Raw genomic sequence first — 24,542 nt, 5'->3', positions numbered from 1 at the left:
CCGTAGCCCGGGCAAGCGCAGCGCGGCCCGGGACGAAGCCGCACTAAAGCCTCAACCCCGGCGCACTCCCCGGGTTGCGGCGTAAACGCCTTACCCGGGCTACCGGCCCGCAGACAGTCGTGGCCCCGTAGCCCGGGCAAGCGCAGCGCGGCCCGGGACGAAGCCGCACTAAAGCCTCAACCCCGGCGCACTCCCCGGGTTGCGGCGTAAACGCCTTACCCGGGCTACCGGCCCGCAGACAGTCGTGGCCCCGTAGCCCGGGCAAGCGCAGCGCGGCCCGGGACGAAGCCGCACTAAAGCCTCAATCCCCATTTCCCGGGCTGCGGCGTAAACGCCTTACCCGGGCTACCGTTTAGCAGACGGCGATAGACCGGTATCGCGATCGGCCAATCCGCCACCTTAAACCGGCAGGGTAAACTGGAAACAGGCCCCTGCCGGCGCTTCAAGCAGGCGAATATCGCCGCCGTGAAGCTGCAGCATCCGTCGCACAATCATCAAACCCAGTCCCCCTCGTGATGCGCTTTGCGCGCCAGGTTCAAGCACCGAAGGCCGTTCGAACAAGGTTGCCCGCAGCTCACCGGCAACGCCCGGTCCGCTATCGGCCACCTCGACGATAAATTCCGGCCCTGAGCGACGCGCCGTCAGGCGGATAAGCCCACCTTCCGGCGTATGGCGAATGGCGTTATCGAGCAGATTAGTCAGCACCCGTTCAATCATCGAGAGATCCGCCGTTATCGGCGGTAGCCCGGTGGCCAGATCCAGCTGTAAACCGATATTGCGCGTCGCGATTGCCAGGTCGAATTTTTGCGCGACATCCTGCACCAGCTCAGCCAGCACGAAGGTTTCCGGCTGCGGCTTAATCCCGCCGTGCTCCAGGCGAGCCAGTTCAAACAGCTGCTGAGAAAGATGGCGGACCTTGTTCCCCTGGCGCAGGGCGATATTCAGATACTGCTTGTTCTCCTCCATCGTCAGGCGATCGGCCTTCAGGCTTAACGTTTCCAGATATCCCAGCAAAGAGGTGAGCGGCGTGCGTAAATCGTGGGAGATATTGGCGACAAATTCTCGCCGCTGGCGATCGCTGTCGGCCAGACGGTCCCACTGCCCGGCAATCTGGCGGGCCAGTTCAATAAAGCGATTATGCAGCACGGCCACTTCATTCCCCGGGTTCGCCTCCGGAGTTTGCGCCGCCAGCGCCTTGATCGCATGAATACTGTCCTGGCTGTCGGTTGCCACCAGCGCGGTGAGCTGACGCACCGGGCGCGTTACCCAGAACCAGGCAAGCCAGCCCGCCAGCCCGCCGAGACCGGCCACCAGCAGCAGAGTCCACAGCAGCAGGCTCCACAAGGTTTTCTGCCAGGCGCTCGCCGCCAGTTCATTAAAGGTTTCACCCTGCAGGATAATGTAGAGATAGCCGCGCAGCTGGCCGTCCTGGCGCAGCGGCGCCACGCTAAACACCTTTTGCTTATCAAGGCTGCGCGGATCGTCGCCGTACACCGGCCAGGCGCCGCCGGACAGGAACGTTTGCACCGGCGCCAGATCGATGCGCTGGCGCTTAATATGCCCCGGCGGCGCGGCGTCGGCCAGCAGCTCGCCGTCGGGCGAAAGCAGATACAGCTCCACGCTGGGATTGAAGGTCATCAGCCGATCAAAAAGCGGCTTCAGCATCCGGCGATCAACCTGCCCCTGAGCGTCCAGCAGCGGCTCGCGGGCGGCGATCTGCTGCGCCAGCCCGGCGGAGAGACGCTGGACCATGACATTGCCGTACTGCGCGCTGCTGTACAGCTGGATCAGACAAACGGCTATGGCACAGAGCAGCAGCAGTGAGGTAAACACCAGAGCCAGGCGCTGGCTGAGGCTGAGACGGCGGATCATGGCTGCGCCTCTTTGCGCTCCACGGCAAATTTATAGCCTTTTCCCCAGACGGTCAGAATGATGTCCGGCTCCGCCGGGTCGCGCTCAATTTTGGTGCGCAGGCGGTTGATATGGGTATTGACCGTATGCTCATAGCCGTCGTGCTGATAGCCCCACACCCGATCAAGCAGCTCAAGGCGGGAAAAGACCTCCCCCGGATGGCGGGCAAAGTAGTAGAGCAGGTCGAACTCGCGTGGCGTCAGATCCACCGTCTCGCCGCGCAGCTTAACGTCGCGCGACAAGGGGTCAATGCTTAAACCATGGCTGGCGATACGGCCGGCATCCATCAGCAGATTCTGCCCCATCGCCTCCTGACGACGGAACACCGCTTTGACCCGGGCGGTCAGTTCGAGAATCGAAAACGGTTTGGCCAGATAATCATCCGCTCCCATCTCCAGCCCCTGTACCCGCTGGGTTTCGCTGGCGCGAGCGCTGATAATAATCACCGGCAGATAGCGGGTTTGCTGACGAATGCGCCGACAAATTTCCAGACCGTCTACGCCCGGCAGCATCAGGTCGAGGATCACCGCATCCCAAAGCTCTTTTTCCAGCAGGCGCAGGGCCTGGGCTCCGTCCGCCACGTGGACAATCTGATAGCCCTCATCCAGCAGATTCAGGCGCAGCAGCGCGGCGATATCTTCATCATCTTCAACCAACAGGATTTTTTTTGCCACCGGCAGCACTCCGCTATTCTTACGTTCTGATTAGCCAAGCTTACCCGATCTTCAGCACCTGAAGAGTTCACATTTTGTTTATACTTCGCGAACCAGCAGGGTCAGCACCTCATAGTGGGCGGTATGGGGGAACATATCGAACAGCTGGACGCGCTCAATGCGATAACCGGCCAGGCGAGCGATATCTTTCGCCATCGTCCGGGCGTTGCAGCTGGAGTAGATAATAAAGCCTGGCGCCATACGGTTTAAATAGTCGCACAGGCCGTCGCCGATACCGCGACGCGGCGGATTCACCAGCACCAGATCGGGAATATCGCCTTCGCCGGTCGCAAACTGCGTGGAATCGAGCGCCTGAAAATGCAGATTATTCAGCCCGAGCTGCGCCGCCGACTGCTTCGCGCAGGCGATCGCCTCCGGGGCAATTTCAATCCCGGTCAGGCGCATCTCAGGCGTTGCGCTGTGCAGACCAAAGCCGCCCACCCCGCAGAAGAGATCCCACATATGGTTGACCGGCAGCTGGCGCACCCAGTCACGAGCGGTGGCATACAGGCGGCTGGCCACCGCCGGGTTGGTCTGAAAGAAGCTTTGCGGGCGGATCCACAGCGGCACGCCGTTGAAATTTTCCGCCAGCGCCTGCTGGTCGGTGAGGAAAATTTCCCGCTCTCCTTCCATGATGGCCATATGCACCGGCTGAATATTGGCGGTAATCACCTGCAGCTGCGGCAGCAGCGCCTGAAGCTCCGGCAGCGCGGCGCGCAGCTGGGCAAGCTTGCTCTCCGAACGCAGGACAAAGCGCAGCATCATACCGCCGTCGAGCCGGCTTTCGGTCAGCAGAATGTACTTCAGCTCTCCGCGCCTGCGGGCAACGTTATAGGGCGTGAGCCCGGCGCGGGCGATAAACGGCTTGAGCGCAGCGAAGACGGGCGCGAAGCTTTGCGGATAAAGCGGACAGTCGGTCAGGTCTTCCGGGGCGCCATCACGGTGCAGCATCCCCAGCAATGGGCGCTCCACGCTACCGCTGACCACCATTTTCGCTTTGTTGCGAAACCCGCTTTCCGGCCCGCAAACCGGTGCGCACCATTCAGCGACGGGCGCATCGGCGAGAAGCGCGCGAAGATCGGCCATTTTATCGGCGAGCTGTTGGGATACCGGCAGTTCCAGCCACTGGCAGGAGCGGCAGCGGCCCGCGTCATAAAGTGCGCAATGCATAACAAGACCTTCAAAAAAACAGGGGCGGGGATTGTATCACCGTTACTGTAAACGGAAAAAGCGTCGGCACGGGGCCGGCACAAACAGCATCGCCAGCACCAGCAGATCCGGTAGTTTTTGCAGCACCAGGGAGCGAAAGATTTCGCGCTTCGATTCCCCTGCAATACTAAACAGCTCGGGATAACCGTAGCCCAATGAAGCGGCCCATAGATAGCCAATCACGATAATCTGCGTCAACAGGAACAGCCAACGCGCCCAGTTGCGCCCTTTTACCAGCGAAAACGCGCACCAGATTTCAATAAATACCAGCACCAGACTTGAGAGAAACACCAGGGTGAGCGCCCACGTCTGCACGCTGCGATGGACAAAATCCGCGATTCCCTGAACGCCAAGCTGGTTGAGGATCATCAGCAAATCCAGGCCGCGGATTAAAATAATGGCGAAGGCCGCCACCTGCACCAGCGCAGGAACGTTAAGACGAGCATGAGACGAACGCGTTTTAGTAAACAATCCCAACGTAAAGTCTTCCATGAAAACGGCGCCACAAATGCGGCGCCGATGTTAACTCTATTGCAGATTTTAGGTGGTTCAGCCGCTTCTTGCACGCTGGATATCGCGCACCCGCTGCTTTTCCGCGCGGGCCATCAAATACCAGGCGATAAAACCAACAATCCCGACCACGCCGAGGATTAACGTCGCCAGGGCGTTAATCTCCGGGTTGACCCCCATGCGCACGCTGGAGAAGACCAGCATCGGCAGCGTCGTCGCCCCCGGCCCGGAAACAAAGCTGGCAATAACCAGGTCGTCTAGCGACAACGTAAAGGCCAGCAGCCAACCGGAGACCACCGCCGGCATAATCATCGGCAGCGTAATGACGAAAAAGACCTTCAGCGGCGCGGCGCCCAGATCCATCGCCGCCTCTTCAATAGAGTGGTCCAGCTCACGCAGGCGCGATGAAATGACCACCGCGACGTACGCGGTACAGAAGGTCACGTGCGCCAGCCAGATGGTCAGCATGCCGCGATCCGACGGCCAGCCAATTGAATGCCCCAGCGCGACAAACAGCAGCAGCAGCGACAGGCCGGTAATCACATCGGGCATCACCAGCGGCGCGGTGATCATAAAAGCAAAGCCGTTTGAACCGCGGAAGCGGCCAAAACGCACCATCACCACTGCGGCAATGGTACCGAGGATCACCGCCGCCGTCGCGGCGCAGGCGGCAATGGTCAGACTTAAGCCTACCGCGCTCATCATCGCATCGTCATGAAACAGCTCGCGATACCAGCGCGTCGACCACCCCGCCCATACCGTCACCAGCTTTGAGCTGTTGAATGAGTAAATCACCAGCATCAGCATCGGGGCATACAGAAAGGTAAAGCCGAGCAGCAGAATCAAAATTCGCCACGGCGAACGGACTACCGGTAAATTATTCATCCGTGTTCCCCCACCTGTTTTTGCTGATGCTTGTGGAACCACATGATCGGTACGATCAGCAGCAACAGCATCACGATCGCCACCGCCGACGCGACCGGCCAGTCGCGGTTATTGAAAAACTCCTGCCACAGCACGCGGCCAATCATAATGCTGTCTGGCCCGCCCAGCAGTTCCGGGATAACGAACTCCCCGACTGCCGGAATAAACACCAGCATCGACCCGGCAATAATCCCGCCTTTGGTGAGCGGAACGATCACCTGGAAGAAGGTCTTCAGCGGCCGGGCCCCCAGATCCAGCGACGCCTCCACCAGCGAGTAATCGATACGCGTGAGGGCGGTATAGATCGGCAGCACCATAAACGGCAGATAGGCGTAAACAATACCGATATAGACCGCCAGGTTGGTGTGCAGGATCTCCAGCGGCTGGTCGATGACCCCCAGCCACAGCAGGAAGTTGTTCAGCACGCCGTTGCTTTTCAGCAGCCCCATCCAGGCATAGACGCGGATCAGGAAGGAGGTCCATGACGGCAGGATCACCAGCAGCAGCAGGATATTTCGCGTCGATGGCTTACTGTGCGCCACCGCCCACGCCAGCGGATACCCCAACAGCAGGCAGCAGAACGTCGAGATCGCCGCCACCTGAAGCGATTGCAGATACGCTTCAAAATAGAGCGGATCGTCGGTGAGCTGCAGGAAATTCCCGAGATTCAGCGTTAACGTAAGCTGACCGTCGGCCCACTCCAGCAGGTCGGTATAGGGTGGGATCGCCCGCGCCATCTCCGCCAGGCTGATTTTAAAGACGATCAGGAACGGCAGCAGAAACAGCAGGATCAGCCACACGTAGGGCAGCGCAATAACCAGCTTGCGCCCGTGGGCCATCTGCAGCCGCGCCAGCCACAGCGCAAAACCGCCAGGTTTTTTTACGCCTGACGGGGGTTCTAATGTACTCATCGCCCTCTCCTTACACCGTCAACACGACGCAGCTATCGGCATCCCAGCACAAACGCACCTCATCACCCCAGGTGGGCGCCCCTTTACGGTAACGGTGTTCGTTCTGCAGCTGAGCGCTCAGCATCTGCCCGCTTTTCAGGCGCACATGGTAGATAGACAGGTCTCCGAGATAGGCAATATAGATAACCTCGCCCACCGCGAAGTTATAGCCATCCGCGGGCGGGTCTTCGCAGAGCATGATTTTTTCCGGGCGCAGGGCCACCCACACCGGCACGTTATCGACGACGGAGGCATCGGGATCGACCTTCAGCGGATGGGTCAGGCCCGGAGAGTCCAGCACCAGGCCATCTTCCTGCCGCTCTTTCACCAGCCCTTCAAAGACGTTGACCGAGCCGATAAACTCCGCGCTGTAGCGGGTGGTCGGGTGTTCGTAGATTTCCTCCGGCTCGCCGATTTGCACGAACTTGCCGCGGTTCATAATGGCGATACGCCCCGCCATGGTCATCGCCTCTTCCTGATCGTGGGTCACCATCACGCAGGTAACGCCGACGCGCTCAAGGATATCGACCACTTCCAGCTGCATCCTGTCGCGCAGCTTCTTATCCAGCGCCCCCATTGGCTCATCAAGCAGCAGCAGTTTCGGTCTTTTCGCCAGGCTGCGGGCCAGGGCCACGCGCTGACGCTGGCCGCCGGAGAGCTGATGCGGTTTACGCTTTGCGAACTCCTGCATATGCACCAGCGCCAGCATCTCCTGCACCCGGCTGGTGATTTCGGCCTTGGGCAATTTGTCCTGCTTGAGGCCAAAGGCGATATTCTGCTCCACCGTCATATGGGGAAACAGCGCGTAGGACTGGAACATCATATTAATCGGCCGCTGATACGGCGGCACCCGCGCCAGATCGACGCCATCCAGGACAATCTGTCCGGCGGTAGGCTGTTCAAATCCCGCCAGCATGCGCAGCAGGGTTGACTTGCCGCAGCCGGATGCGCCCAGCAGGGCAAAAATTTCGCCTTTATAAATGGTGAGATTGACGTCATCGACGGCGTGCTGGCCATCGAAGGACTTGGTTAAATTACGGATTTCCAGCAGCGGGGTCAGCGCTTTGGGGGTTTTCGCCTGCGGGCGAGGAATCACATCATTCACGGGGTGTTCTCCGGCAGAAATCAAATCATGGTGCAGGCGCACCATCGCGGTGCGCCTGTTGCCGGCAGCGCGACGCTTATCCGGCCTACAACTCACGGAGAATTACTTACCGCTTTTCACCTTCGTCCACGCGCGAGTACGCACGCGGTCGATTTTCGGATCCTGGACTTTCAGGGTGAACAGCTTGGCGAAGACGTCAGCCGGCGGGTAAATGGCCGGATTATTGCGGATCGCTTCGCTGACCAGCGGAACAGAGGCTTTGTTGCCGTTAGCGTAATAGACATGATCGCTGATGTGGGCGATAACATCCGGACGCATCAGATAGTTCAGGAACTGATAAGCCTCATCTTTGTTTTTCGCATCCGCCGGCATGGCGAAGACGTCGAAGAACGCCAGCGCGCCCTCTTTCGGAATATAGTAGGAAACATTCACCCCGTTTTTCGCTTCTTTCGCCCGGTTAGCCGCCTGCCATACGTCGCCCGCCCAGCCGATAGCGACGCAGATATCACCGTTCGCCAGGTCGTTGATGTACTGAGAGGAGTGGAAATAGCGAATATTCGGACGCAGCTTCAGCAGCAGATCGGTCGCCGGGCCGGTGTAGTCATCGGCTTTAGTACTGTTAGGATCTTTGCCGAGATAGTTCAGCACGGTGGCGAAAATCTCTTCCGGGGCATCCAGGAAGGAGACGCCGCAGCTTTTCAGCTTTTCCAGGTTTTCCGGCTTCATCACCAGATCCCAGCTGTCCAGCGGCGCATCTTTGCCCAGCACGGCTTTCACTTTATCGATGTTATAGCCTATGCCGGTTGTCGCCCACAGGTACGGGATCGCGTATTTATTATCGGGGTCGTGCTTCGCGACCAGCTTCAATACTTCCGGGTCGAGATTTTTCCAGTTGGGAAGCTTACTTTTATCCAGCGGCTGGAACACCCCGGCCGCCAGCTGGCGCTCAAGGAAGCTCGCCGACGGCACCACCAGGTCAAAACCGGTGCTGCCCGCCATGAGCTTACCCTCCAGCACTTCGTTGGAGTCAAAGACGTCATACACCACTTTAATACCGGTCTCTTTTTCAAAATTCGCCACCGTATCCGGCGCAATATAATCAGACCAGTTATAAACATGCAGGGTTTTTTGTTCGGCTGCGAGCGAACCGGCAGAAACGGCCATCAGCGCACCCGTAACCAGACCTGTTAACCATTTTTTACCAAAGGCGGTCATATCTCTTATTCCTTCTCAATGCCCGTTAACAAGCGGGCTGAATATACGCACTTGTTCGCATGCAATAATCATGCATATTTTTTCATTGCCTAAGAAAAGGAGAGAGGACCTCTCCCGGAATGGTTGCCCGCAACTGGAAGCAGCGTCAGAATAACTGTAGCCAGAATAAGAGGCTATAGCCCAGGTAAAAAAACGGCTTTTATCAATTTTTTATGCAATAAGGGTCTATGTGATAAGCCGAAAGCGGCGGAATGGCGGTGAAAAATTCTTTTCCGGAAGGTTAATAGCAGAATAAAAGCATGTAATACGCAGCCGCTATGGCAGTGGCTGCGCTATTTTTCGACAGGCTTAGTGAAGAAAATGGTACTGAATATTCTCAGCCACCGGCTCTTCTTCCTCAGACTTATACAGCACCTGATTGGCGCTGGCTTCGAGGATGACCATCGATATCTGTTCTTCGCTCTGGCGGAAAAACCACGCGAACTGATCGATCGTCACGCCGACGCTGACGGTCAAGGCCTGGCACACCACCAGCTTTGGCAGATTATCATCCTGAATATCGAGGAAAGCTTTCACCGTCAACGAACTGGCGTTAATCGCAGAAAGATCGGCGGAGAGCGGCAGCAGCGCGGAGGGTTTCACCTCTGCCAGCGCGGAGAAAAGCACCACGTTATCCACCAGGTCAAGTTTGGCATCAAAAATGCCTTCGAAATTTTGCATATGCGGCAGGTGCAGTGCCTGGCAGGAATCACACTCAAAAAAGCTGATGCCCAATTCGTCGAGCCATTGACGTAACGTATCAAGACCCGGAACGACCAGTGAATCCATATGACCTGTGACCTCTTACTGTGAAAAATGCGACGCCATAGCTTACGCAAAAAAAGCGTCCTGTTCCATGACGGTGTCGTGAAAGGGAATTATCCGCCCATTTTCAGACAAAATCCGGGCGTGGCTTGTCGTTCGATCCAGGCGATCATTTTGCCGGCAATATCGACGCCGGTGGTGGTTTCAATCCCTTCCAGCCCAGGAGAAGCATTGACCTCCATCACCAGAGGACCGCGCGCGGCGCGCAGGATATCAACGCCGGCCACGTCCAGCCCGAGCGTTTGCGCGGCCTTGATGGCCATTTCACGCTCCTGCTCGCTGATATACGCCACCGACGCCACGCCGCCGCGATGCAGGTTAGAGCGAAAATCCCCCTCCTTCGCCCGCCGTTCAATTGCCGCCACCACTTCATTACCCACCACGAGGCAGCGCACGTCCCGCCCCTTCGCCTCGGCGATATACTCCTGCACCAGAATATGCGCATTCAGGCCGCGAAAAGCGTCGATGACGCTCTCTGCCGCCTGGCGCGTTTCGGCCAGCACTACGCCGATGCCCTGGGTACCCTCCACCAGCTTTACCACCAGCGGCGCGCCGCCAACCATGGCAATCAGGTCGCTGGTATCGTCTGGCGAATGGGCAATACCGGTGAGCGGCAGATCGATCCCCTGACGGGCCAGCAGCTGGAGCGAGCGCAGCTTGTCGCGGGCGCGGGTGATCGCCACCGATTCATTCAGCGGATAGCTGCCCAGCAGCTCAAACTGACGCAGCGCCGCGGTTCCATAGTAGGTGATCGCCGTGCCAATGCGCGGGATCACGGCGTCAAAATGCGGGAGCTGGCGACCTTTATAGTGAATCGACGAGGCTACCGGACTGACGTTCATATAACAGGAAAGCGGATCGAGGATTTCCACCTGGTGCCCGCGTTTTTGCGCGGCTTCGCGCAGGCGTCGACATGAATAAAGCGTTCCATCCCGGGATAATATGGCAATTTTCACCCTGCACCTCTGCGAAAAGACCCGCTCTGGCGGGCCTCTGGTAGTCAATTAGCGCTGACCTGCGGAATTTCCTTGCGTCAGACCGAGGGCAGTTTACACGCAATCAGCGCGTAGCCCATCCCTGCTTATGCAGATATTGCAGAATAAACGGACGGCTCTCTTTAACAATAGTCCGACGGATATGGTCGCTCCAGGTATCGCGACGCGTATTGCTGCCGCGAGAGAGATAATACTGCGCTATCTGCTCGTCATATTCCGCAAGCACCGCGTCGTCCACCGGCTGATAGTGATTTTCATGCACCAGCATCGCCGACGGCATGCGCGGTTTCACCTCCGGGTTATCGTCCGGCCAGCCAAGGCACAGGCCAAACAGCGGCAGTACGTGCTGCGGGAGCTTCAGCAGCTCGGTCACCGCATCAATATTGTTGCGCAGGCCACCAATATAGACGCCGCCGAGGCCAAGGGATTCCGCCGCCACCAGCGCATTCTGCGCCAGAATCGCGGTATCGACGCAGCCCAGCAGCAGCTGTTCGGCGAGGCCCAGCTGAGCGTCCGGGCAGATTTGCAGATTGCGATTGAAATCAGCGCAGAATACCCAAAATTCAGCGGCCTGCGCTACGTGCTGCTGGCCGCCGCTCAGCGGGACCAGCTGTTGGCGTATTTCCGGGTCGGTAACGCGAATAATTGAGGAGCATTGTAAAAAACTGGAGCTGGAAGCGCCCTGCGCGCTGGCAATAATCGCGGCGCGCTGTTCGTCGCTTATCGGCGCGTCGGTAAAATGGCGAATAGAACGGTGGCTACGCAGCAGCTCAATGGTCGGCGTCATCTCGTTTTTCTCTGTCAGGCAATGAAGAAGGTGGGGTTTTCGTTTGCGTCAACTGCGGGGCAATCACTTTCGCCACTCGCCACATTAACGCCACGGCGGCCGGAAGCATCAGCAGGATCCCCGCGAAGATCATCAGCAGCGCCGCCGTTGGGCTGGAAAACGGCGCGGGCAGGCTGACGTACTGGTTGAGCGAGAGCCAGGCCAGGGTCAACAGCACCATGCCGATAATCTCGACTACCAGAATGCTTTTTGGTAATGCAGCGGGCGATCGCATAACGCTCCTCCGGTCAAAATCATGCACGCTCCCGGGCAAAAACCGGTCGCGTATCAGGGGAGTATAGCGGTTTCATCAGCAGAATATTTACCAAACATAGCCTTAAGCCATCGAAGCAAAAGGCAGAACCTTCTTTCCCTCCTCGACATAACGCGGCATGATACGCGGCATTCGCCATCCGGCTGAGGTTTAAGGAGAAGGACTATGTTTACGGTAATTTTTGGTCGTCCAGGCTGCCCCTATTGCGTTCGCGCCAAAGAGCTGGCGGAAAAACTGAGCAACGAGCGTGATGATTTTAACTATCGCTATATTGATATTCACGCAGAAGGCATCAGCAAAGCCGACCTGGAAAAAACCGTGGGTAAACCGGTTGAAACCGTACCGCAGATTTTTGTCGATCAGAAGCACATTGGCGGCTGCACTGACTTTGAAGCCTGGGCGAAAGAGAATCTCGGCCTGTTCGCCTGAGACGGCTCACTCCTCTGACGAGTGCCTGCGTCTGGTATCAAGCCAGGCGCAAATAAACAAAAAGCACAGCGCGCCCAGCGCGCACCAGAACACCGCGCTAAACAGCCACGCCAGTTCCTGCCAGAAAGAACGCTCGGTCACAAAGAAAAGCCGCATAACCACCAGACAGACAGGTGCAGCCAGCATCGCGCCAATAAGCGGACGCAGCACCCGCTGCCCGGGAGAGAGGCAGCTTGCCGCCGCACCGGGGAGCAAAAAGAACAGCAGCCCGAGCTCAGGGTTACCGGTAGCCCGAAAGGCGCCTTTCATATGTAACAGTAGTGATAAACAAACCACGATAAATAGAAAGAACCCACAGATAATACCGGCCCAAGCACGCTCAGATTTCACGACATCCTCCTGATTTTGCCTCTAACCAACTTCCACTTCGCCCAGTCAGATAAAGATTCTGGCAATCCATGCCAATAAAAGATCCCGTCAATGTAAACACGATTGTTACTAGCCGCAGCCTCCAGGAAAGATTAAACTGTCGACTATATTTTGCTGGTTATAACGGGATGCCAGAATAGCGTTCGGGACAACGCGAACACTGGACCAACCTTAGACCAAATAACCATTTCCTTCAACAACTTACTAGTAAATGAGAAGTTGGCTTTCGTGAATATAAACGTCGCAGATTTGTTAAACGGGAATTACATCCTGTTATTGTTCGTTGTGCTTGCATTAGGACTCTGCCTCGGGAAACTGCGTCTCGGGTCGGTACAACTTGGTAATTCCATTGGCGTTTTAGTGGTTTCCCTATTATTAGGGCAACAGCATTTCAGTATTAACACTGATGCCCTCAATCTCGGCTTTATGCTGTTTATTTTCTGCGTCGGCGTGGAAGCGGGGCCCAACTTTTTTTCTATTTTTTTTCGCGACGGCAAAAATTACCTGATGCTCGCGCTGGTGATGGTCGGCAGCGCGATGCTGATCGCCATGGGGCTGGGTAAGCTCTTCGGCTGGGATATCGGCCTGACGGCCGGGATGCTCGCCGGCGCCATGACCTCCACGCCCGTGCTGGTGGGCGCCGGGGATACGCTACGGCACTTCGGCATGCCCAGCGATCAGCTCGCCCTCTCGCTCGATCATCTGAGCCTCGGCTATGCGCTGACCTACCTGATTGGCCTGGTCAGCCTGATCGTCGGCGCCCGCTATATGCCGAAGCTGCAGCATCAGGATTTGCAAACCAGCGCCCAGCAAATCGCCCGCGAGCGCGGCCTCGATACCGACTCCCGGCGCAAGGTCTATCTGCCGGTGATCCGCGCCTACCGCGTCGGTCCGGAGCTGGTGGCGTGGGCTGATGGTAAAAACCTGCGCGAGCTGGGCATTTACCGCCAGACCGGCTGCTACATTGAGCGCATCCGCCGCAACGGCATTCTCGCGAACCCGGACGGCGATGCGGTGCTGCAGATGGGCGATGATATCGCCCTGGTAGGTTACCCGGATGCCCATGCCCGCCTCGACCCAAGCTTCCGTAACGGCAAAGAGGTCTTCGACCGCGATCTGCTCGATATGCGCATCGTCACCGAAGAGATCGTGGTCAAAAACCACAATGCCGTCGGCCGTCGCCTGGCGCAGCTGAAGCTGACCGATCACGGCTGCTTCTTAAACCGCGTTATCCGCAGCCAGATCGAAATGCCTATCGACGATAACGTGGTGCTCAACAAGGGCGATGTGCTGCAGGTCAGCGGCGACGCGCGTCGCGTTAAAACCGTCGCGGATCGTATCGGCTTTATCTCCATCCACAGCCAGGTGACCGACCTGCTCGCCTTCTGCGCCTTCTTTATCGTTGGCCTGATGATCGGCATGATCACCTTCCAGTTCAGCTCGTTCAGCTTCGGCATCGGTAACGCCGCCGGTCTGCTGTTTGCCGGCATTATGCTCGGTTTCCTGCGCGCCAACCATCCGACGTTTGGCTACATTCCGCAGGGAGCGCTGAATATGGTGAAGGAGTTCGGCCTGATGGTGTTTATGGCAGGCGTGGGGCTCAGCGCGGGCGCCGGCATAAATAACGGCCTCGGCGCCGTCGGCGGTCAGATGCTGGCGGCGGGCCTTATCGTCAGCCTGGTGCCGGTGGTTATCTGCTTCCTGTTCGGCGCGTACGTGCTGCGCATGAACCGGGCGATGCTCTTCGGCGCCATGATGGGGGCCCGTACCTGCGCGCCGGCGATGGAAATCATCAGCGATACCGCGCGCAGCAATATTCCTGCGCTGGGATACGCAGGGACCTACGCCATCGCTAACGTGTTGTTAACCCTGGCAGGTACGCTGATTGTCATCATCTGGCCGGGGCTACAGTGAATTTTTTAAGAAAAAAAACGCGCATACGCAGAACTTTTTTTGCTGGCATCAGTCATAAGTAGTGCCACTGCTTTTCTTTGATGTCCCCATTTTGTGGAGCCCATCAACCCCGCCACTTAGGTTCAAGGTTGATGGGTTTTTTGTTTTCTGCGCCCCGCTCACGCTCCCGCCAGCCGGTCTACCATCAGTCGAATCGCTTCTCTCGATAGCGGCGCTCTGTCAGTCACGAAGTGCAGCGTCATCCCCTCGATAAAGGCGTCAAGCCCGCGAGCCGTTGCCGGTTCAAACCACTGCTCAAGGGTCCGCTGGCTGCGCAGCATCCAGTTCTGCATGACCGCTTTTAAATTCGGCTGGCTGCTGCAAAAAGCATATAGCTGATACATCAGCTCCATATTGCGCGCGGTGGTCACCTGGGCGCTAAAAATCAGCTCCGCAATGGCGTCACAGGCCTCTTCGCGGCTATGCACATCGGCAAAAAACTGCTGATACTGCGCCGACATCTGGCCGGTAAACAGGCTGAACGCCTCTTCGACCAGCGCCTCAATGCCGCTGAAATAGTAGGTCAGCGAGCCCAGCGGCACGCCCGCGCAGGTGGCGATTTTCCGGTGCGTGACCGCGTGGATACCGTGTATCGCGATCGTGTCCAGCGTCGCCTGCAAAATCCGCTCCCGCCGCTGCGGGTCGTTTGGTCGACGGGCCATCCCCTTTTCCTCTTTCATTTAAACAGATGCTGAATCCCACGGCGTACGCGTCAAATATGCCTCAGGCTGAATCGAATCATAGAGGTCAATAAAAAAGCATTCCGCGGCAGCCTGCCTGGATGTACAAATGTACACAACCTTGCTACTGTTGTCTGCATCTCTTCACTCTCGGGCATTTACGGATGACAGCGCAAACCTCCCGCAGAGCCCTCCAGCTAAGGCTGTGGGCGCTCTTCATGTTCTTTTTTATCCCCGGATTACTCATGGCCTCATGGGCGACCCGCACGCCGGCGATTCGCGATCTGCTCGCGCTATCGACGGCGGAAATGGGGATTGTATTATTTGGACTATCAATAGGTTCGATGAGCGGCATCCTCTGCTCAGCGTGGCTGGTCAATCGATTCGGCACCCGTAAAGTGATTCGCGCCACCATGTCCTGCGCGGTGGTCGGCATGCTGGTGCTCAGCGCCGCGCTATGGTTTACCTCGGCGGTGCTGTTTGCTATCGGCTTAGCCATCTTCGGCGCCAGCTTTGGCTCCGCGGAAGTGGCCATTAACGTCGAAGGCGCCGCCGTTGAACGTGAGATGAATAAAACCGTCCTGCCGATGATGCATGGTTTCTACAGCTTCGGTACGCTCGTCGGCGCCGGGATTGGTATGGCGGTAACCGGCTTCGGCCTGCCCGCCGCGCCGCACATCCTGCTGGCGGCACTGGTGGCCGTCGCCCCCATTGCTATCGCCATTCGCGCGATCCCTGAAGGCACCGGCAAAAATGCGGCGGAAGCGGCGCGCCATGAAGGCAAAGGCCTGCCGATATGGCGCGATGCCCAGCTGCTGCTGATTGGCGCGATCGTCCTGGCCATGGCCTTTGCCGAAGGCTCCGCCAACGACTGGCTGCCGCTGCTGATGGTGGACGGCCACGGCTTCAGCCCAACCTCCGGCTCGCTGATTTACGCAGGCTTCACCCTCGGCATGACCCTTGGCCGCTTTACCGGCGGCTGGTTTATTGACCGCTACAGCCGGGTGACGGTGGTTCGCGCCAGCGCGGTAATGGGCGCCCTGGGCATTGGCCTGATTATTTTCGTCGATAACCCGTGGGTCGCCGGTCTCTCCGTACTATTATGGGGCCTCGGCGCGTCGCTGGGCTTCCCGCTGACCATTTCTGCCGCCAGCGACACCGGCCCCGATGCGCCGAAGCGCGTCAGCGTGGTGGCGATTACCGGCTACCTCGCCTTCCTCGTCGGGCCGCCGCTGCTGGGCTTTCTCGGCGAACACTTCGGCCTGCGCAGCGCCATGATGGTGGTGCTGGCACTCGTGCTGGTCGCGGCCATCGTCGCCCGCGCGGTAGCGAAGCCCCAATCTGAACCCGTGATGGAGAACAGTTAATGAGCATCAAATTGATTGCGGTAGACATGGACGGCACCTTTCTGAGCGATGCCAAAACCTATAACCGTCAGCGCTTCCTCGCCCAGTATCAACGGATGCGCGAGCAGGGCATCCGCTTCGTCGTTGCCAGCGGCAACCAGTATTACCAGCTTATCTCCTTCTTCCCCGAGGTTGCCCATGAGATCGCCTTTGTCGCCGAAAACGGCGGCTGGGTGGTCAGCGCCGGCGAGGACGTGTTTAACTGCCGGATGCCGCAGGAGCATTTCAATACTGTTATCGACCATCTCCAGACGCTGACCAACATTGAAATCATCGCCTGCGGTAAGCGCAGCGCTTATACCCTCAACCAGTATAATGATGAGCTGAAAGCGGTCGCGGCGAAGTATTATCATCGCCTCGAACTGGTCGACGATTTTAATCATATTGCTGATGATGAGATTCTGAAGTTCGGTCTCAACGTCCCGGACCAGCTGATCCCGCAGATACAGCCGAAGCTGCACGCTGCGCTTGGCGATATGGTGACCGCGGTCGCTACCGGCTACGGCAGCATTGACCTGATTATTCCCGGCGTGCATAAAGCCAACGGACTGCGCATCCTGCAGGAACGCTGGGGGATCGAGAACCATGAAGTGGTGGCGTTTGGCGATAGCGGCAACGATATCGAAATGCTGCAGCATGCCGGCTTCGGTTTCGCCATGGCCAACGCCGCCGCGCCGGTGAAGGCCGTCGCCGGCTACCGCGCGCCGCACAATAACGAAGAAGGCGTGCTGCATATTATTGATAAAGTGCTTAATCGCGAAGCGCCGTTCGCCTGAGGCCGCGCCTGCTGCGGCGCGTAACGTCGCAGCAGGGCATCTGAAGATTACTGCGGTTCGAGGGAGCTGCCTACGCGTTTATCCTTCAGGAAGTAGACCGTCATCGCCAGCCAGAGCACCCCGCTCAGCAGGTTGAGCAAGCTGAAGAGCCCGCTGCCGCCAGCCTCATAGGCGTGCTTGCTCACTTCGATACCCACGGTAAAGATCAGCATTTGCAGCATCCCCATCGCCGCCGACACCGTTCCCTTACTCATTTCGCTGGCAAACAGCGTCAGGCGTACCAGCCCGGCGTTAGCGAGTCCAATCCCGAAGGCGTAAACGCTCAGCCCGGCGGTCATCCACAGATACGCGTGGGTTGACGCCACCGTCGCGACGGCGGAGATCAGCAGGCCGATCATAATTGGCCAGCCGCCGAGAATAATCAGCGAACGCACCGTCTTGCGGGAAGTCTGGCGCGCCAGCACCAGGTTACCGGCAATCAGCGCGCCAAATATCGGCACCTGCAGCAGACCATACTCGTAGCTGGTCGCCTGCTCGCCGCTGATGATGATCACCGGCGATTGGGCAATCCACGCCAGCAGCGGCAGGCTGACAAAACCGGTGGCCAGCGCGCCGGCGACAAAACGCAGGTTTTTCAGCACCTCACGATAATCACGCCCCAGCTCTTTAACCGATAGCTTCTCGCCCATGCGGGTGGCGGTTTCCGGCATCGCCTTCTGTAGCCCAAAAAAGGCGATAGCGGCCAGCACGGCAAACAGGACAAACATCATCTCCCACGGCAGGAGATGAACCCAGGCCGCGCCCACCAGCGGCCCAAGCAGCGGCGCAATCAGCGCGACGTTGGCCATCAGCGCCGTGATCTTGATGCACACCGCCTCTTCAAAAGACTCCTGTATCGCCGCATAGCCAACCGCGCCGATAAAGCACAGGCTGATGCCCTGCAAAAAGCGCAGCAGCGTGAACTGCTCAATCGTCTGCGCCAGCAGCGTCGCCAGGCAGGTCACGATAAACCACACCACCCCGGTCAGCATGACCGGACGGCGGCCGATACGATCCGAAAGCGGCCCCAGCAGCCACTGCAAAAACATACCGCCGGCCAGATAGGCGGTCATTGAGGTCGGAACCCACTCATTGCCCACGCCAAACTCTTCCACCACCGAGAGCATTCCCGGCTGGATCATGTCATTGCCGATATAGGTGGCGAATTCGTATAACACCAGGCACAGCGGAAAGAGCAGCGCCTGACGTCCGAGGCGTTTGCCTGAAAGCGAAGAATTGTGCATGAAATCTCTTATTTAAATAAAACCGCGCAAAGTTTAATGAAAGTCGTGCCGGGGAGATAGTGAATTGTGAGCGATGAAGAGAAATATCGCCACGCAGAGACCGCGTCGCCATCACCGAATGAAAATTCCACTGTATATATTTCGTTTATGTTTCAATTAGATTACAGGCTATATACTCCTTTACTCAGTCTGTTAACGAAGCCACATACGCACTTTCATTCATAACAAACTGATAATTAAGACAATACTGCTTTACCTTATCGCCACCGTTTTTTAAGGTGGGCGGCTTGTTGCTAACGGACCCAAGAGCCTGGATGTATGCTGGAAAATATTAACTACTCGCTGTTTGCATTCCTCAATGCCACCCCCGCGTCGCCGCGGTGGGCAATTGAAATCGCGACGTTTATCGCCAAAGACCTGATTATTATTGTGCCATTATTGGTGTTCGCCTTATGGCTTTGGGGGCCAAACCAGCGTCAGCTAGTATTTAAGGTGATGATGGCGCTCGCGATTAGCCTCACGCTTTCATGGATATTCGGCGTGTTTTTTCCGCATGAACGTCCGTTTGCCGCCGGTGTGGGCTATAACTTCCTGCATCATTCACCCAATAACTCCTTCCCAAGCAATCACGGTACTATCTGCTTTACCTTTGCGCTGGCCTTTATGTTCTGGCACCGCCTGTGGTCGGGCGCGCTGCTTATCGCCGTTGCCTGCGCGATTGCCTGGGCCCGGGTCTATCTCGGCGTTCACTGGCCGATGGACATGCTGGGCGGGCTTCTCACCGCGATGATCGCCTGCCTTAGCGCCCAACTGCTGTGGCAAAGCGGCGGAAAAACCCTCTATCAGCATCTGCAGCGGCTGTACCGCCTGTTCTTTTCGCTGCCGATTCGCAAAGGCTGGGTGCGCGAATAGACGTTCCTGACCAGCCGGTAAAGTTGCGGCAGCGCCCGATTCCTGCACGTGACTAAGCCTCTTCCGGCAGGTAAAATCGCCGCTGACGCCCTGTCAATGCAGGGCGCTTTCAGCTTAGAGGGAATATGGAAACTCGTCGTGACGAACGCATCAGCCAGCTTATTCAGGCGCTCAAGCGCAGTGATAAACTCCATCTAAAAGAAGCGGCCACCCTGCTTGGCGTGTCAGAGATGACCATTCGTCGCGACCTCAACGGCCACAGCGGCCCGGTCGTGTTGCTGGGCGGCTATATCGTTCTGGAGCCGCGCAGCGCAACGCACTATCTGCTGAGCGATCAGAAAACGCGCCTTGTGGATGAAAAACGCCGCGCCGCCCGCCATGCGGCAAAGCTGCTTGAGCCCCACCAGATGGCCTTTTTTGACTGCGGGACCACCACGCCGTGGATCATCGACGCCATCGATAGCGCCCTGCCCTTTACCGGCGTCTGCTATTCGCTCAATACCTTTCTTTCCTTACAGGAAAAGCCCCAGTGCCGCGCGATTTTGTGCGGCGGCGAGTTCCACGCCAGCAACGCCATTTTTAAACCGCTAAGCCTGCAGGATACGCTGAGCCACCTGTGCCCGGACATCGCGTTTTATTCCGCCGCGGGCGTCGATTGCGAGCAGGGCGCGACCTGTTTTAACCTGGAAGAGCTGCCGGTCAAACACTGGGCGATGAAAAGCGCTCGCTACCACGTGCTGGTTGTCGATCACAGTAAATTCGGCAAAGTCCGGCCGGCGCGGATGGGGGATTTATCGCAGTTTGACGTAATAACCAGCGACGTCTGTCCGGATGACGATCTGCTCGCGCTGGCGAAGGAAAAACAAATTTCACTGCTTTACTAACCGCGCCCCGCAGGGCGCGGCCTGCATTTTAAGAGAACCAACCGCCGAACCAGCCGTGCAGTTTCATCAGCACGAAATCGATCATCCGGCTAAAGAAACCACCTTCGTTTACCGCTTCCATCACAATCAGCGGCCGCTGCTCAATGGTTTTATCATTCAGTTTAAAGTCGATGGTGCCGACAACCTGCCCTTTGGTCAGCGGCGCGGTCAGCTGCGTATCGTTCAGGGTGTAGCTGGCCTTGAGGTTTTTCAGCTGGCCTTTCGGCAGCGTGATGGAACCCGCCTCGCCCGCCCCCAGCTTCGCTTCACTGCTATCGCCAAACCAGACGCGCTGGGTAATGAAGGTGGCATCGGGTTTAATCGGCGTCACGGTTTCATAGAAGCGGAAGCCCCAGGTCAGCAGTTTTTCTGATTCGTTAAAACGGATACGGTCAGTTTTGGTGCCGAGCACGACGGCAATCAGGCGCATATCGTTTTGCGTCGCGGAAGAAACCAGATTGTAGCCCGCCCCGGCGGTGGTCCCGGTTTTCACCCCGTCAGCGTTGAGGTTCGTGCTCCACAGCAGGCGGTTGCGGTTCGGCTGGCGGATTTTGTTGAAGGTGAACTCTTTTTCTTTATGGATCGCATACTCTTCCGGCACGTCATGGATCATCGCTTTGGTGAGCAGCGCCATATCGCGGGCGGTACTGAACTGACCCGGCGCGTCCAGACCGTGCACGGTCATAAAGGTGGTATTGGTCAGGCCCATTTTCTGCGCATAGCCGTTCATCAGGCTGACAAACGCGTCCTGGCTGCCCGCCACGTAGTCGGCTATCGCGATGCTGGCGTCGTTGCCGGACTGAATGATGACGCCCTTGTTAAGATCTTCTACCGACACCTGCATCCCCGGCTTGAGGAACATCACCGAAGAGCCGCGCAGCGCCGGGTTACCGGTGGCCCACGCATCGCGTCCGATGGTCACCATATCTGTAGACTTAATCTTACCCGCCTTTAACGCCTGGCCGACTACGTAGCTGGTCATGATTTTGGTCAGGCTCGCCGGGTCGAGTTTTTCGTCGGCATTGCCTTCGCTGAGCACTTTGCCGCTGGCATAGTCCATCAGGATCCAGGCTCGCGCGTCAATGGATGGCGCATCGGGGAGTTGTTCCGCAGCCTGCACCGCAGGCGCAACGAGAAGTAAAAGCGCGCAGCCTGCCGCGAGGCCGCGAAGGGAAAAAGCATCATGCGTCATAAGAGCCACCCAAGTATCCTTTCCAAACAAAAATATGCCGCCACACTCGTTCCGCGCCGCAGCAGCCGGTGAGTAAAGCGTACAAATGACCTTAAAGAAACAGCGAGTTGGTAAAGTTTTTAAAGTTTACGCAATAACCTCGCCCGGTGCTGCAAACAGCGCAATTTTTTTGATCGCGGTTGCCTAAATATTAACTTTATTATGGCATGCAAAAAAATAGTTTAGCAAATTCAGCGTTCTGCATTTTTTTCAACAACATAGCTTTAATGACTTCTGGTCAAATGTGGACAAATACGGACATTTGATTGCCCCAAATCGTGCCCCAAACACCATTTTGCCCCAAAATCTGCCCCAAAAAACAGATCACCAAAGAGAAGACATTCGGGAGTTGGTAGCTAGTTTGTATGCTACCCGCTCTATATAATAATTTGTGATACGGCTACTGGGTGGGGCACTTACATTGTGATATTTCTGGCACTGCTACTGCTTACAGTGACTACTGGTAGTGATTTAGATACATGCCTCAACGCAGCATTGAACGCAATGATAGTTACTGGCCGACATTCGTTCTTCACACGATTTGAATGGCTCTGGAACAAAAAAATATCCTCTGGATACCTTTCCCGTCGCCGAGTTATCATCGACATCGCCCTAGGTGGAATTTCAACGCGCAGCGCTTTCAGTCTTCCCCGCTCTCGAATCAGTATTGAATCATTATCTATGTCATCGTACCGAAGCGCCAACAACCTACCCGCACTAAGGCTCGTATGGAAAATCAATGCCCACAAATCAGCCCAAGTATCTGAGATGCCAGCGAGTTGACTATTTATTATCAAAAATTGCATGAACGTTAACGTTTTCTTACTGCTCACATTTAAACGCGCTTTGCTCTATTATTCGTGAGGTTATTATCTCAGATGTTAATTTCAGGCAACAGTCGTTAACGTGCGGTTAATCACACTCCCCTTCAAACGAGGGTAGTATCCAGCCTCAAGCTGTTGATCGTGTGCATAGCAACTCCGAGCACTTCAACATCACCATGACCCCTTAAGTAAAACATACCCATGCAACCGGAACTTTAACTTAACTGTTCAGACCAGAAATATCTGGAAACATCAGGAATTTTCTCAGAAGATATACTCCGCGCAAAGACTCACGCAGCAATAATGTAATGAAGTTTTTTCCCCTGAGTGTGCCTGCTCCGGGGATTTTTTATCAAACAGGACATGTATCCTGCCTCAAGTCGTTAATCGCATGGGTTGCGACTCCGAGCAATTCCACGTCTTCCAGTGCCTCACCTTCGATGCTCTCGGCTTCGGCTGTGATAAAAGAGCTACCCATCAATTTTGCAAACTGCAGTTCGCCAGCCAAGCGGATAAGAAGGACGCTTCCTTGCGTCACCTTCAACGATAAATCGAGAACGACATAACCTCGATCAGTCTCTAAAACTTGAGAGTTCACACCAATGTTGCACGCAGCCGCGACAGTAAGCCTCTGCTCAACGTAGTCGGCAGCAGGTGAAGGAACATATATAGCGTCTTCAGATTTACTTATATTACAGCGGTCACCAATGCGCAATAGTCTCTCGCCACCTCCGATGCAGATGCTTACATACGGCCAGGGCATACCTGAAGCTTATCTTTAACCAATTAGTTCTATGTAGTTGCGTGACAAATGAATTTTTAAGGTGTAAATTCTTCTACAGAAACACACCAGCAATCATGAGCTATTTATGAGAATCATCATTAAATATTGAGATATTTTTGGCAACTTATTTCAGGTGGAGGAAAAATGTATTTAGTTAAAAGTTGCAGCAAACAAAACAACCCCAAAACGTCAGGTACACTAAGAATTGGTTCCTTAACTGAGTATAGAGACTCAGAAAACAAAGAGGTTGAAGACAGGGAAGAAGGTTTTTATCGAATTAATATAGATCTAAAAGACAAGTGGATAACTACTAATTTATTCAGCCACTTAAACAAATCACACCTTAGTTTATCGAGTGTACACATCCACCATCTTGCACTGAAAGGAAGTTATGAGGATAGGATTCTCGTTGACTATCACGCTAATTACACATGGGATAACTTAAACCGATTTATCTTTTGCATAACAAAAACAGAAAGAGCTGAAGACGCGCAGAATATATTTAGTGGCTACGACGATAGCTGGTCAATCGATTACAAAAAAATAACATGGATGAAAAAAGCAATGGAAAAAAATGTTTTGCAAAAGGTTAAGGAGCTAATTTCTTCAGGTGAAATGATTTTCGGTAGTGACTTTAATGATCCAGGTAAGATAAGAATACAATCTTACACTCAAGATATAATTTATCAAGCGAGGGATTTGTATTTGGGAAATAAAGATATAGATGCCATGTCTGAAACTTTGATATCACTTTTTGAAAATGTAAAATTTATCAAGCCTGTTGACTTTAAAAAAGAAAAAGAACTCAGATTTGTTTTTGACTTTTATTATGACGGCATTATTATTTTCCCTCAAATTAATAGTCTCATTGTGCCTGCCACAGGCATTATTGAGTTATTGTAATTGTAGCAAATAATACCATTACTTAATATTTAATAACTGATGTTTTTTTGAATATGGAACCAACTGACCTACCGACTCTTGCGTAAACTCGGCGGCAAGCATCTATAAACCTTGCTATCTATTCATTACATGATGTTATACCTATCCCAGTTCGCGCACACTGCGCCCAAGGCGATCTAACTTCCAGACCACAAAAGAATCCCTTGGTTTTTAGCGACGAATAGCACGCCTAAGCCTTGGGCGTCTGGCATTTTTCCCGCACGCTGTATCTTCGAAAATCTGCTCACATTCTGCGTGAACCAACACATTTTTCTGCAAAAATTGACGGAGTTTCTGTCGATTGCATCTCGGTAAGTGAAGAGGGTGGCTGGCATGAAAGCACCGGTAAGCTTAAGACAGAATAGCTACCGAATGGCGGGGTTGCTGGTGTCTATAAGCCCTCCCTGAGTTCCTCTTCAGCCTCTTCCAGCGGGTTCCCCGTTCCGGAATAAACGAACGGGAGCTCACCCCTCC

Annotated in this window: 25 protein-coding genes and 1 pseudogene; 7 read left to right on the top strand and 19 right to left on the bottom strand. The window is 55.8% G+C overall.

The genetic code is table 11. The annotated features are described in order from the left end of the window. Positions 1 to 399: 399 nt before the first annotated feature. The 12 genes from SIK97_RS15990 to SIK97_RS15935 form a co-directional block, all read right to left on the bottom strand. Positions 400 to 1,872, bottom strand: coding sequence for an ATP-binding protein (locus SIK97_RS15990; protein ID WP_049079567.1), 1,473 nt, complete (start codon positions 1,870 to 1,872; stop codon positions 400 to 402). Next, positions 1,869 to 2,585, bottom strand: coding sequence for a response regulator transcription factor (locus tag SIK97_RS15985; RefSeq protein ID WP_004849381.1), 717 nt, complete (start codon positions 2,583 to 2,585; stop codon positions 1,869 to 1,871). The genes SIK97_RS15990 and SIK97_RS15985 overlap by 4 nt, the downstream gene beginning before the upstream one ends. A gap of 78 nt (positions 2,586 to 2,663) precedes the next feature. Further along, the gene (gene rlmC, locus SIK97_RS15980) at positions 2,664 to 3,794 is read right to left on the bottom strand and encodes a 23S rRNA (uracil(747)-C(5))-methyltransferase RlmC (RefSeq protein WP_049079566.1); all 1,131 of its coding nucleotides are present in this window, start codon (positions 3,792 to 3,794) and stop codon (positions 2,664 to 2,666) included. Between the two features lie 42 nt (positions 3,795 to 3,836). After that, complete coding sequence (locus tag SIK97_RS15975; RefSeq protein ID WP_004100588.1) at positions 3,837 to 4,325, bottom strand: YbjO family protein; 489 nt, start codon at positions 4,323 to 4,325, stop codon at positions 3,837 to 3,839. 57 nt (positions 4,326 to 4,382) lie between these two features. Then, the gene (potI, locus tag SIK97_RS15970) at positions 4,383 to 5,228 is read right to left on the bottom strand and encodes a putrescine ABC transporter permease PotI (RefSeq protein WP_004130847.1); all 846 of its coding nucleotides are present in this window, start codon (positions 5,226 to 5,228) and stop codon (positions 4,383 to 4,385) included. Next, positions 5,225 to 6,178: a putrescine ABC transporter permease PotH gene (potH, locus tag SIK97_RS15965; RefSeq protein ID WP_014228601.1), complete on the bottom strand. Its 954-nt coding sequence runs from the start codon at positions 6,176 to 6,178 to the stop codon at positions 5,225 to 5,227. Before potH ends, potI begins: the two co-directional genes overlap by 4 nt. A 10-nt stretch (positions 6,179 to 6,188) precedes the next feature. Further along, entirely contained in the window at positions 6,189 to 7,322 is a 1,134-nt protein-coding gene (gene potG / locus SIK97_RS15960; protein ID WP_004134592.1) for a putrescine ABC transporter ATP-binding subunit PotG, read from the bottom strand. 102 nt (positions 7,323 to 7,424) lie between these two features. Then, entirely contained in the window at positions 7,425 to 8,537 is a 1,113-nt protein-coding gene (potF, locus tag SIK97_RS15955) for a spermidine/putrescine ABC transporter substrate-binding protein PotF (RefSeq protein WP_004849369.1), read from the bottom strand. A gap of 348 nt (positions 8,538 to 8,885) precedes the next feature. Continuing rightward, positions 8,886 to 9,365: a YbjN domain-containing protein gene (locus tag SIK97_RS15950; RefSeq protein ID WP_032748880.1), complete on the bottom strand. Its 480-nt coding sequence runs from the start codon at positions 9,363 to 9,365 to the stop codon at positions 8,886 to 8,888. Between the two features lie 89 nt (positions 9,366 to 9,454). Further along, complete coding sequence (gene rimK / locus SIK97_RS15945) at positions 9,455 to 10,357, bottom strand: 30S ribosomal protein S6--L-glutamate ligase (protein WP_009653278.1); 903 nt, start codon at positions 10,355 to 10,357, stop codon at positions 9,455 to 9,457. A 103-nt stretch (positions 10,358 to 10,460) separates the two neighbouring features. Beyond that, positions 10,461 to 11,183, bottom strand: a complete 723-nt coding sequence (nfsA, locus tag SIK97_RS15940) for a nitroreductase NfsA (protein ID WP_025108025.1) — start codon at positions 11,181 to 11,183, stop codon at positions 10,461 to 10,463. Further along, on the bottom strand, positions 11,167 to 11,457 hold the full coding sequence (locus tag SIK97_RS15935) for a YbjC family protein (RefSeq protein WP_009653259.1): 291 nt from the start codon (positions 11,455 to 11,457) through the stop codon (positions 11,167 to 11,169). Before SIK97_RS15935 ends, nfsA begins: the two co-directional genes overlap by 17 nt. A 204-nt stretch (positions 11,458 to 11,661) precedes the next feature. Here SIK97_RS15935 and SIK97_RS15930 point away from each other — a divergent pair, with 204 nt between their 5' ends. Next, positions 11,662 to 11,925 carry a GrxA family glutaredoxin gene (locus SIK97_RS15930; RefSeq protein ID WP_004100567.1) on the top strand — a complete coding sequence of 88 codons (264 nt, stop codon included), beginning with the start codon at positions 11,662 to 11,664 and terminating at the stop codon, positions 11,923 to 11,925. Between the two features lie 6 nt (positions 11,926 to 11,931). On the opposite strand, the gene ybjM is transcribed toward SIK97_RS15930, so the two are convergent. Next, positions 11,932 to 12,315: an inner membrane protein YbjM gene (gene ybjM, locus SIK97_RS15925; RefSeq protein WP_032748878.1), complete on the bottom strand. Its 384-nt coding sequence runs from the start codon at positions 12,313 to 12,315 to the stop codon at positions 11,932 to 11,934. A gap of 267 nt (positions 12,316 to 12,582) precedes the next feature. Between ybjM and SIK97_RS15920 the strand changes: the two genes are divergently transcribed. After that, a complete protein-coding gene (locus SIK97_RS15920) occupies positions 12,583 to 14,268 on the top strand; it encodes an aspartate:alanine antiporter (protein WP_004849356.1) in 1,686 nt (561 codons plus the stop codon). A 158-nt stretch (positions 14,269 to 14,426) separates the two neighbouring features. Here SIK97_RS15920 and SIK97_RS15915 read toward each other — a convergent pair whose 3' ends face one another. Then, the gene (locus tag SIK97_RS15915) at positions 14,427 to 14,969 is read right to left on the bottom strand and encodes a TetR/AcrR family transcriptional regulator (protein WP_014228592.1); all 543 of its coding nucleotides are present in this window, start codon (positions 14,967 to 14,969) and stop codon (positions 14,427 to 14,429) included. Positions 14,970 to 15,151: 182 nt separating this feature from the next. On the opposite strand from SIK97_RS15915, the gene SIK97_RS15910 reads away from it, so the two are divergent. Next, positions 15,152 to 16,354, top strand: a complete 1,203-nt coding sequence (locus SIK97_RS15910) for an MFS transporter (protein ID WP_014228591.1) — start codon at positions 15,152 to 15,154, stop codon at positions 16,352 to 16,354. Next, positions 16,354 to 17,169 (top strand): Cof-type HAD-IIB family hydrolase, encoded by an 816-nt coding sequence (locus SIK97_RS15905; RefSeq protein WP_047724207.1) that lies wholly within the window; start codon positions 16,354 to 16,356, stop codon positions 17,167 to 17,169. Before SIK97_RS15910 ends, SIK97_RS15905 begins: the two co-directional genes overlap by 1 nt. Before the next feature lie 47 nt (positions 17,170 to 17,216). On the opposite strand, the gene SIK97_RS15900 is transcribed toward SIK97_RS15905, so the two are convergent. After that, on the bottom strand, positions 17,217 to 18,452 hold the full coding sequence (locus SIK97_RS15900; protein WP_032748874.1) for an MFS transporter: 1,236 nt from the start codon (positions 18,450 to 18,452) through the stop codon (positions 17,217 to 17,219). A gap of 318 nt (positions 18,453 to 18,770) precedes the next feature. Between SIK97_RS15900 and ybjG the strand changes: the two genes are divergently transcribed. Next, positions 18,771 to 19,364, top strand: coding sequence for an undecaprenyl-diphosphate phosphatase (gene ybjG, locus SIK97_RS15895; RefSeq protein ID WP_047724208.1), 594 nt, complete (start codon positions 18,771 to 18,773; stop codon positions 19,362 to 19,364). Positions 19,365 to 19,489: 125 nt separating this feature from the next. Next, positions 19,490 to 20,248 carry a DNA-binding transcriptional repressor DeoR gene (gene deoR, locus SIK97_RS15890; RefSeq protein WP_046877864.1) on the top strand — a complete coding sequence of 253 codons (759 nt, stop codon included), beginning with the start codon at positions 19,490 to 19,492 and terminating at the stop codon, positions 20,246 to 20,248. Between the two features lie 28 nt (positions 20,249 to 20,276). Here deoR and dacC read toward each other — a convergent pair whose 3' ends face one another. The 3 genes from dacC to SIK97_RS15880 all read right to left on the bottom strand — a co-directional run bounded on the left by dacC (position 20,277) and on the right by SIK97_RS15880 (position 23,057). Continuing rightward, entirely contained in the window at positions 20,277 to 21,479 is a 1,203-nt protein-coding gene (gene dacC / locus SIK97_RS15885; RefSeq protein WP_032721350.1) for a serine-type D-Ala-D-Ala carboxypeptidase, read from the bottom strand. 455 nt (positions 21,480 to 21,934) lie between these two features. Beyond that, positions 21,935 to 22,324 (bottom strand): hypothetical protein, encoded by a 390-nt coding sequence (locus tag SIK97_RS29720; protein WP_071957320.1) that lies wholly within the window; start codon positions 22,322 to 22,324, stop codon positions 21,935 to 21,937. A 370-nt stretch (positions 22,325 to 22,694) separates the two neighbouring features. Next, positions 22,695 to 23,057, bottom strand: a complete 363-nt coding sequence (locus tag SIK97_RS15880) for a hypothetical protein (RefSeq protein WP_211172165.1) — start codon at positions 23,055 to 23,057, stop codon at positions 22,695 to 22,697. A 213-nt stretch (positions 23,058 to 23,270) separates the two neighbouring features. On the opposite strand from SIK97_RS15880, the gene SIK97_RS15875 reads away from it, so the two are divergent. Continuing rightward, complete coding sequence (locus SIK97_RS15875) at positions 23,271 to 24,029, top strand: hypothetical protein (RefSeq protein ID WP_057173019.1); 759 nt, start codon at positions 23,271 to 23,273, stop codon at positions 24,027 to 24,029. Positions 24,030 to 24,176: 147 nt separating this feature from the next. On the opposite strand, the pseudogene SIK97_RS15870 reads toward SIK97_RS15875, so the two are convergent. Continuing rightward, a pseudogene (locus SIK97_RS15870) lies at positions 24,177 to 24,347 on the bottom strand (recombinase family protein); the annotation flags it as partial. Between the last annotated feature and the right edge of the window lie 195 nt (positions 24,348 to 24,542).

Source organism: Klebsiella sp. JN_Kp126 (genome assembly GCF_033843325.1).
Classification (GTDB): Bacteria; Pseudomonadota; Gammaproteobacteria; order Enterobacterales; family Enterobacteriaceae; genus Klebsiella; species Klebsiella michiganensis.
The sequence above is the reverse complement of the archived record's forward strand: the minus strand, read 5'-3'. Positions and strand labels throughout refer to the sequence as shown.

Excerpts from the sequence above, each read along its gene's own strand:
- SIK97_RS15990 (WP_049079567.1), bottom strand. The coding sequence starts at position 1,872 with ATGATCCGCCGTCTCAGCCTCAGCCAGCGCCTGGCTCTGGTGTTTACC.
- rlmC (WP_049079566.1), bottom strand. The coding sequence starts at position 3,794 with ATGCATTGCGCACTTTATGACGCGGGCCGCTGCCGCTCCTGCCAGTGG.
- SIK97_RS15975 (WP_004100588.1), bottom strand. The coding sequence starts at position 4,325 with ATGGAAGACTTTACGTTGGGATTGTTTACTAAAACGCGTTCGTCTCAT.
- potI (WP_004130847.1), bottom strand. The coding sequence starts at position 5,228 with ATGAATAATTTACCGGTAGTCCGTTCGCCGTGGCGAATTTTGATTCTG.
- potH (WP_014228601.1), bottom strand. The coding sequence starts at position 6,178 with ATGAGTACATTAGAACCCCCGTCAGGCGTAAAAAAACCTGGCGGTTTT.
- potF (WP_004849369.1), bottom strand. The coding sequence starts at position 8,537 with ATGACCGCCTTTGGTAAAAAATGGTTAACAGGTCTGGTTACGGGTGCG.
- SIK97_RS15950 (WP_032748880.1), bottom strand. The coding sequence starts at position 9,365 with ATGGATTCACTGGTCGTTCCGGGTCTTGATACGTTACGTCAATGGCTC.
- nfsA (WP_025108025.1), bottom strand. The coding sequence starts at position 11,183 with ATGACGCCGACCATTGAGCTGCTGCGTAGCCACCGTTCTATTCGCCAT.
- SIK97_RS15935 (WP_009653259.1), bottom strand. The coding sequence starts at position 11,457 with ATGCGATCGCCCGCTGCATTACCAAAAAGCATTCTGGTAGTCGAGATT.
- SIK97_RS15930 (WP_004100567.1), top strand. The coding sequence starts at position 11,662 with ATGTTTACGGTAATTTTTGGTCGTCCAGGCTGCCCCTATTGCGTTCGC.
- SIK97_RS15915 (WP_014228592.1), bottom strand. The coding sequence starts at position 14,969 with ATGGCCCGTCGACCAAACGACCCGCAGCGGCGGGAGCGGATTTTGCAG.
- SIK97_RS15910 (WP_014228591.1), top strand. The coding sequence starts at position 15,152 with ATGACAGCGCAAACCTCCCGCAGAGCCCTCCAGCTAAGGCTGTGGGCG.
- SIK97_RS15905 (WP_047724207.1), top strand. The coding sequence starts at position 16,354 with ATGAGCATCAAATTGATTGCGGTAGACATGGACGGCACCTTTCTGAGC.
- SIK97_RS15900 (WP_032748874.1), bottom strand. The coding sequence starts at position 18,452 with ATGCACAATTCTTCGCTTTCAGGCAAACGCCTCGGACGTCAGGCGCTG.
- ybjG (WP_047724208.1), top strand. The coding sequence starts at position 18,771 with ATGCTGGAAAATATTAACTACTCGCTGTTTGCATTCCTCAATGCCACC.
- deoR (WP_046877864.1), top strand. The coding sequence starts at position 19,490 with ATGGAAACTCGTCGTGACGAACGCATCAGCCAGCTTATTCAGGCGCTC.
- dacC (WP_032721350.1), bottom strand. The coding sequence starts at position 21,479 with ATGACGCATGATGCTTTTTCCCTTCGCGGCCTCGCGGCAGGCTGCGCG.
- SIK97_RS29720 (WP_071957320.1), bottom strand. The coding sequence starts at position 22,324 with ATGCAATTTTTGATAATAAATAGTCAACTCGCTGGCATCTCAGATACT.
- SIK97_RS15875 (WP_057173019.1), top strand. The coding sequence starts at position 23,271 with ATGTATTTAGTTAAAAGTTGCAGCAAACAAAACAACCCCAAAACGTCA.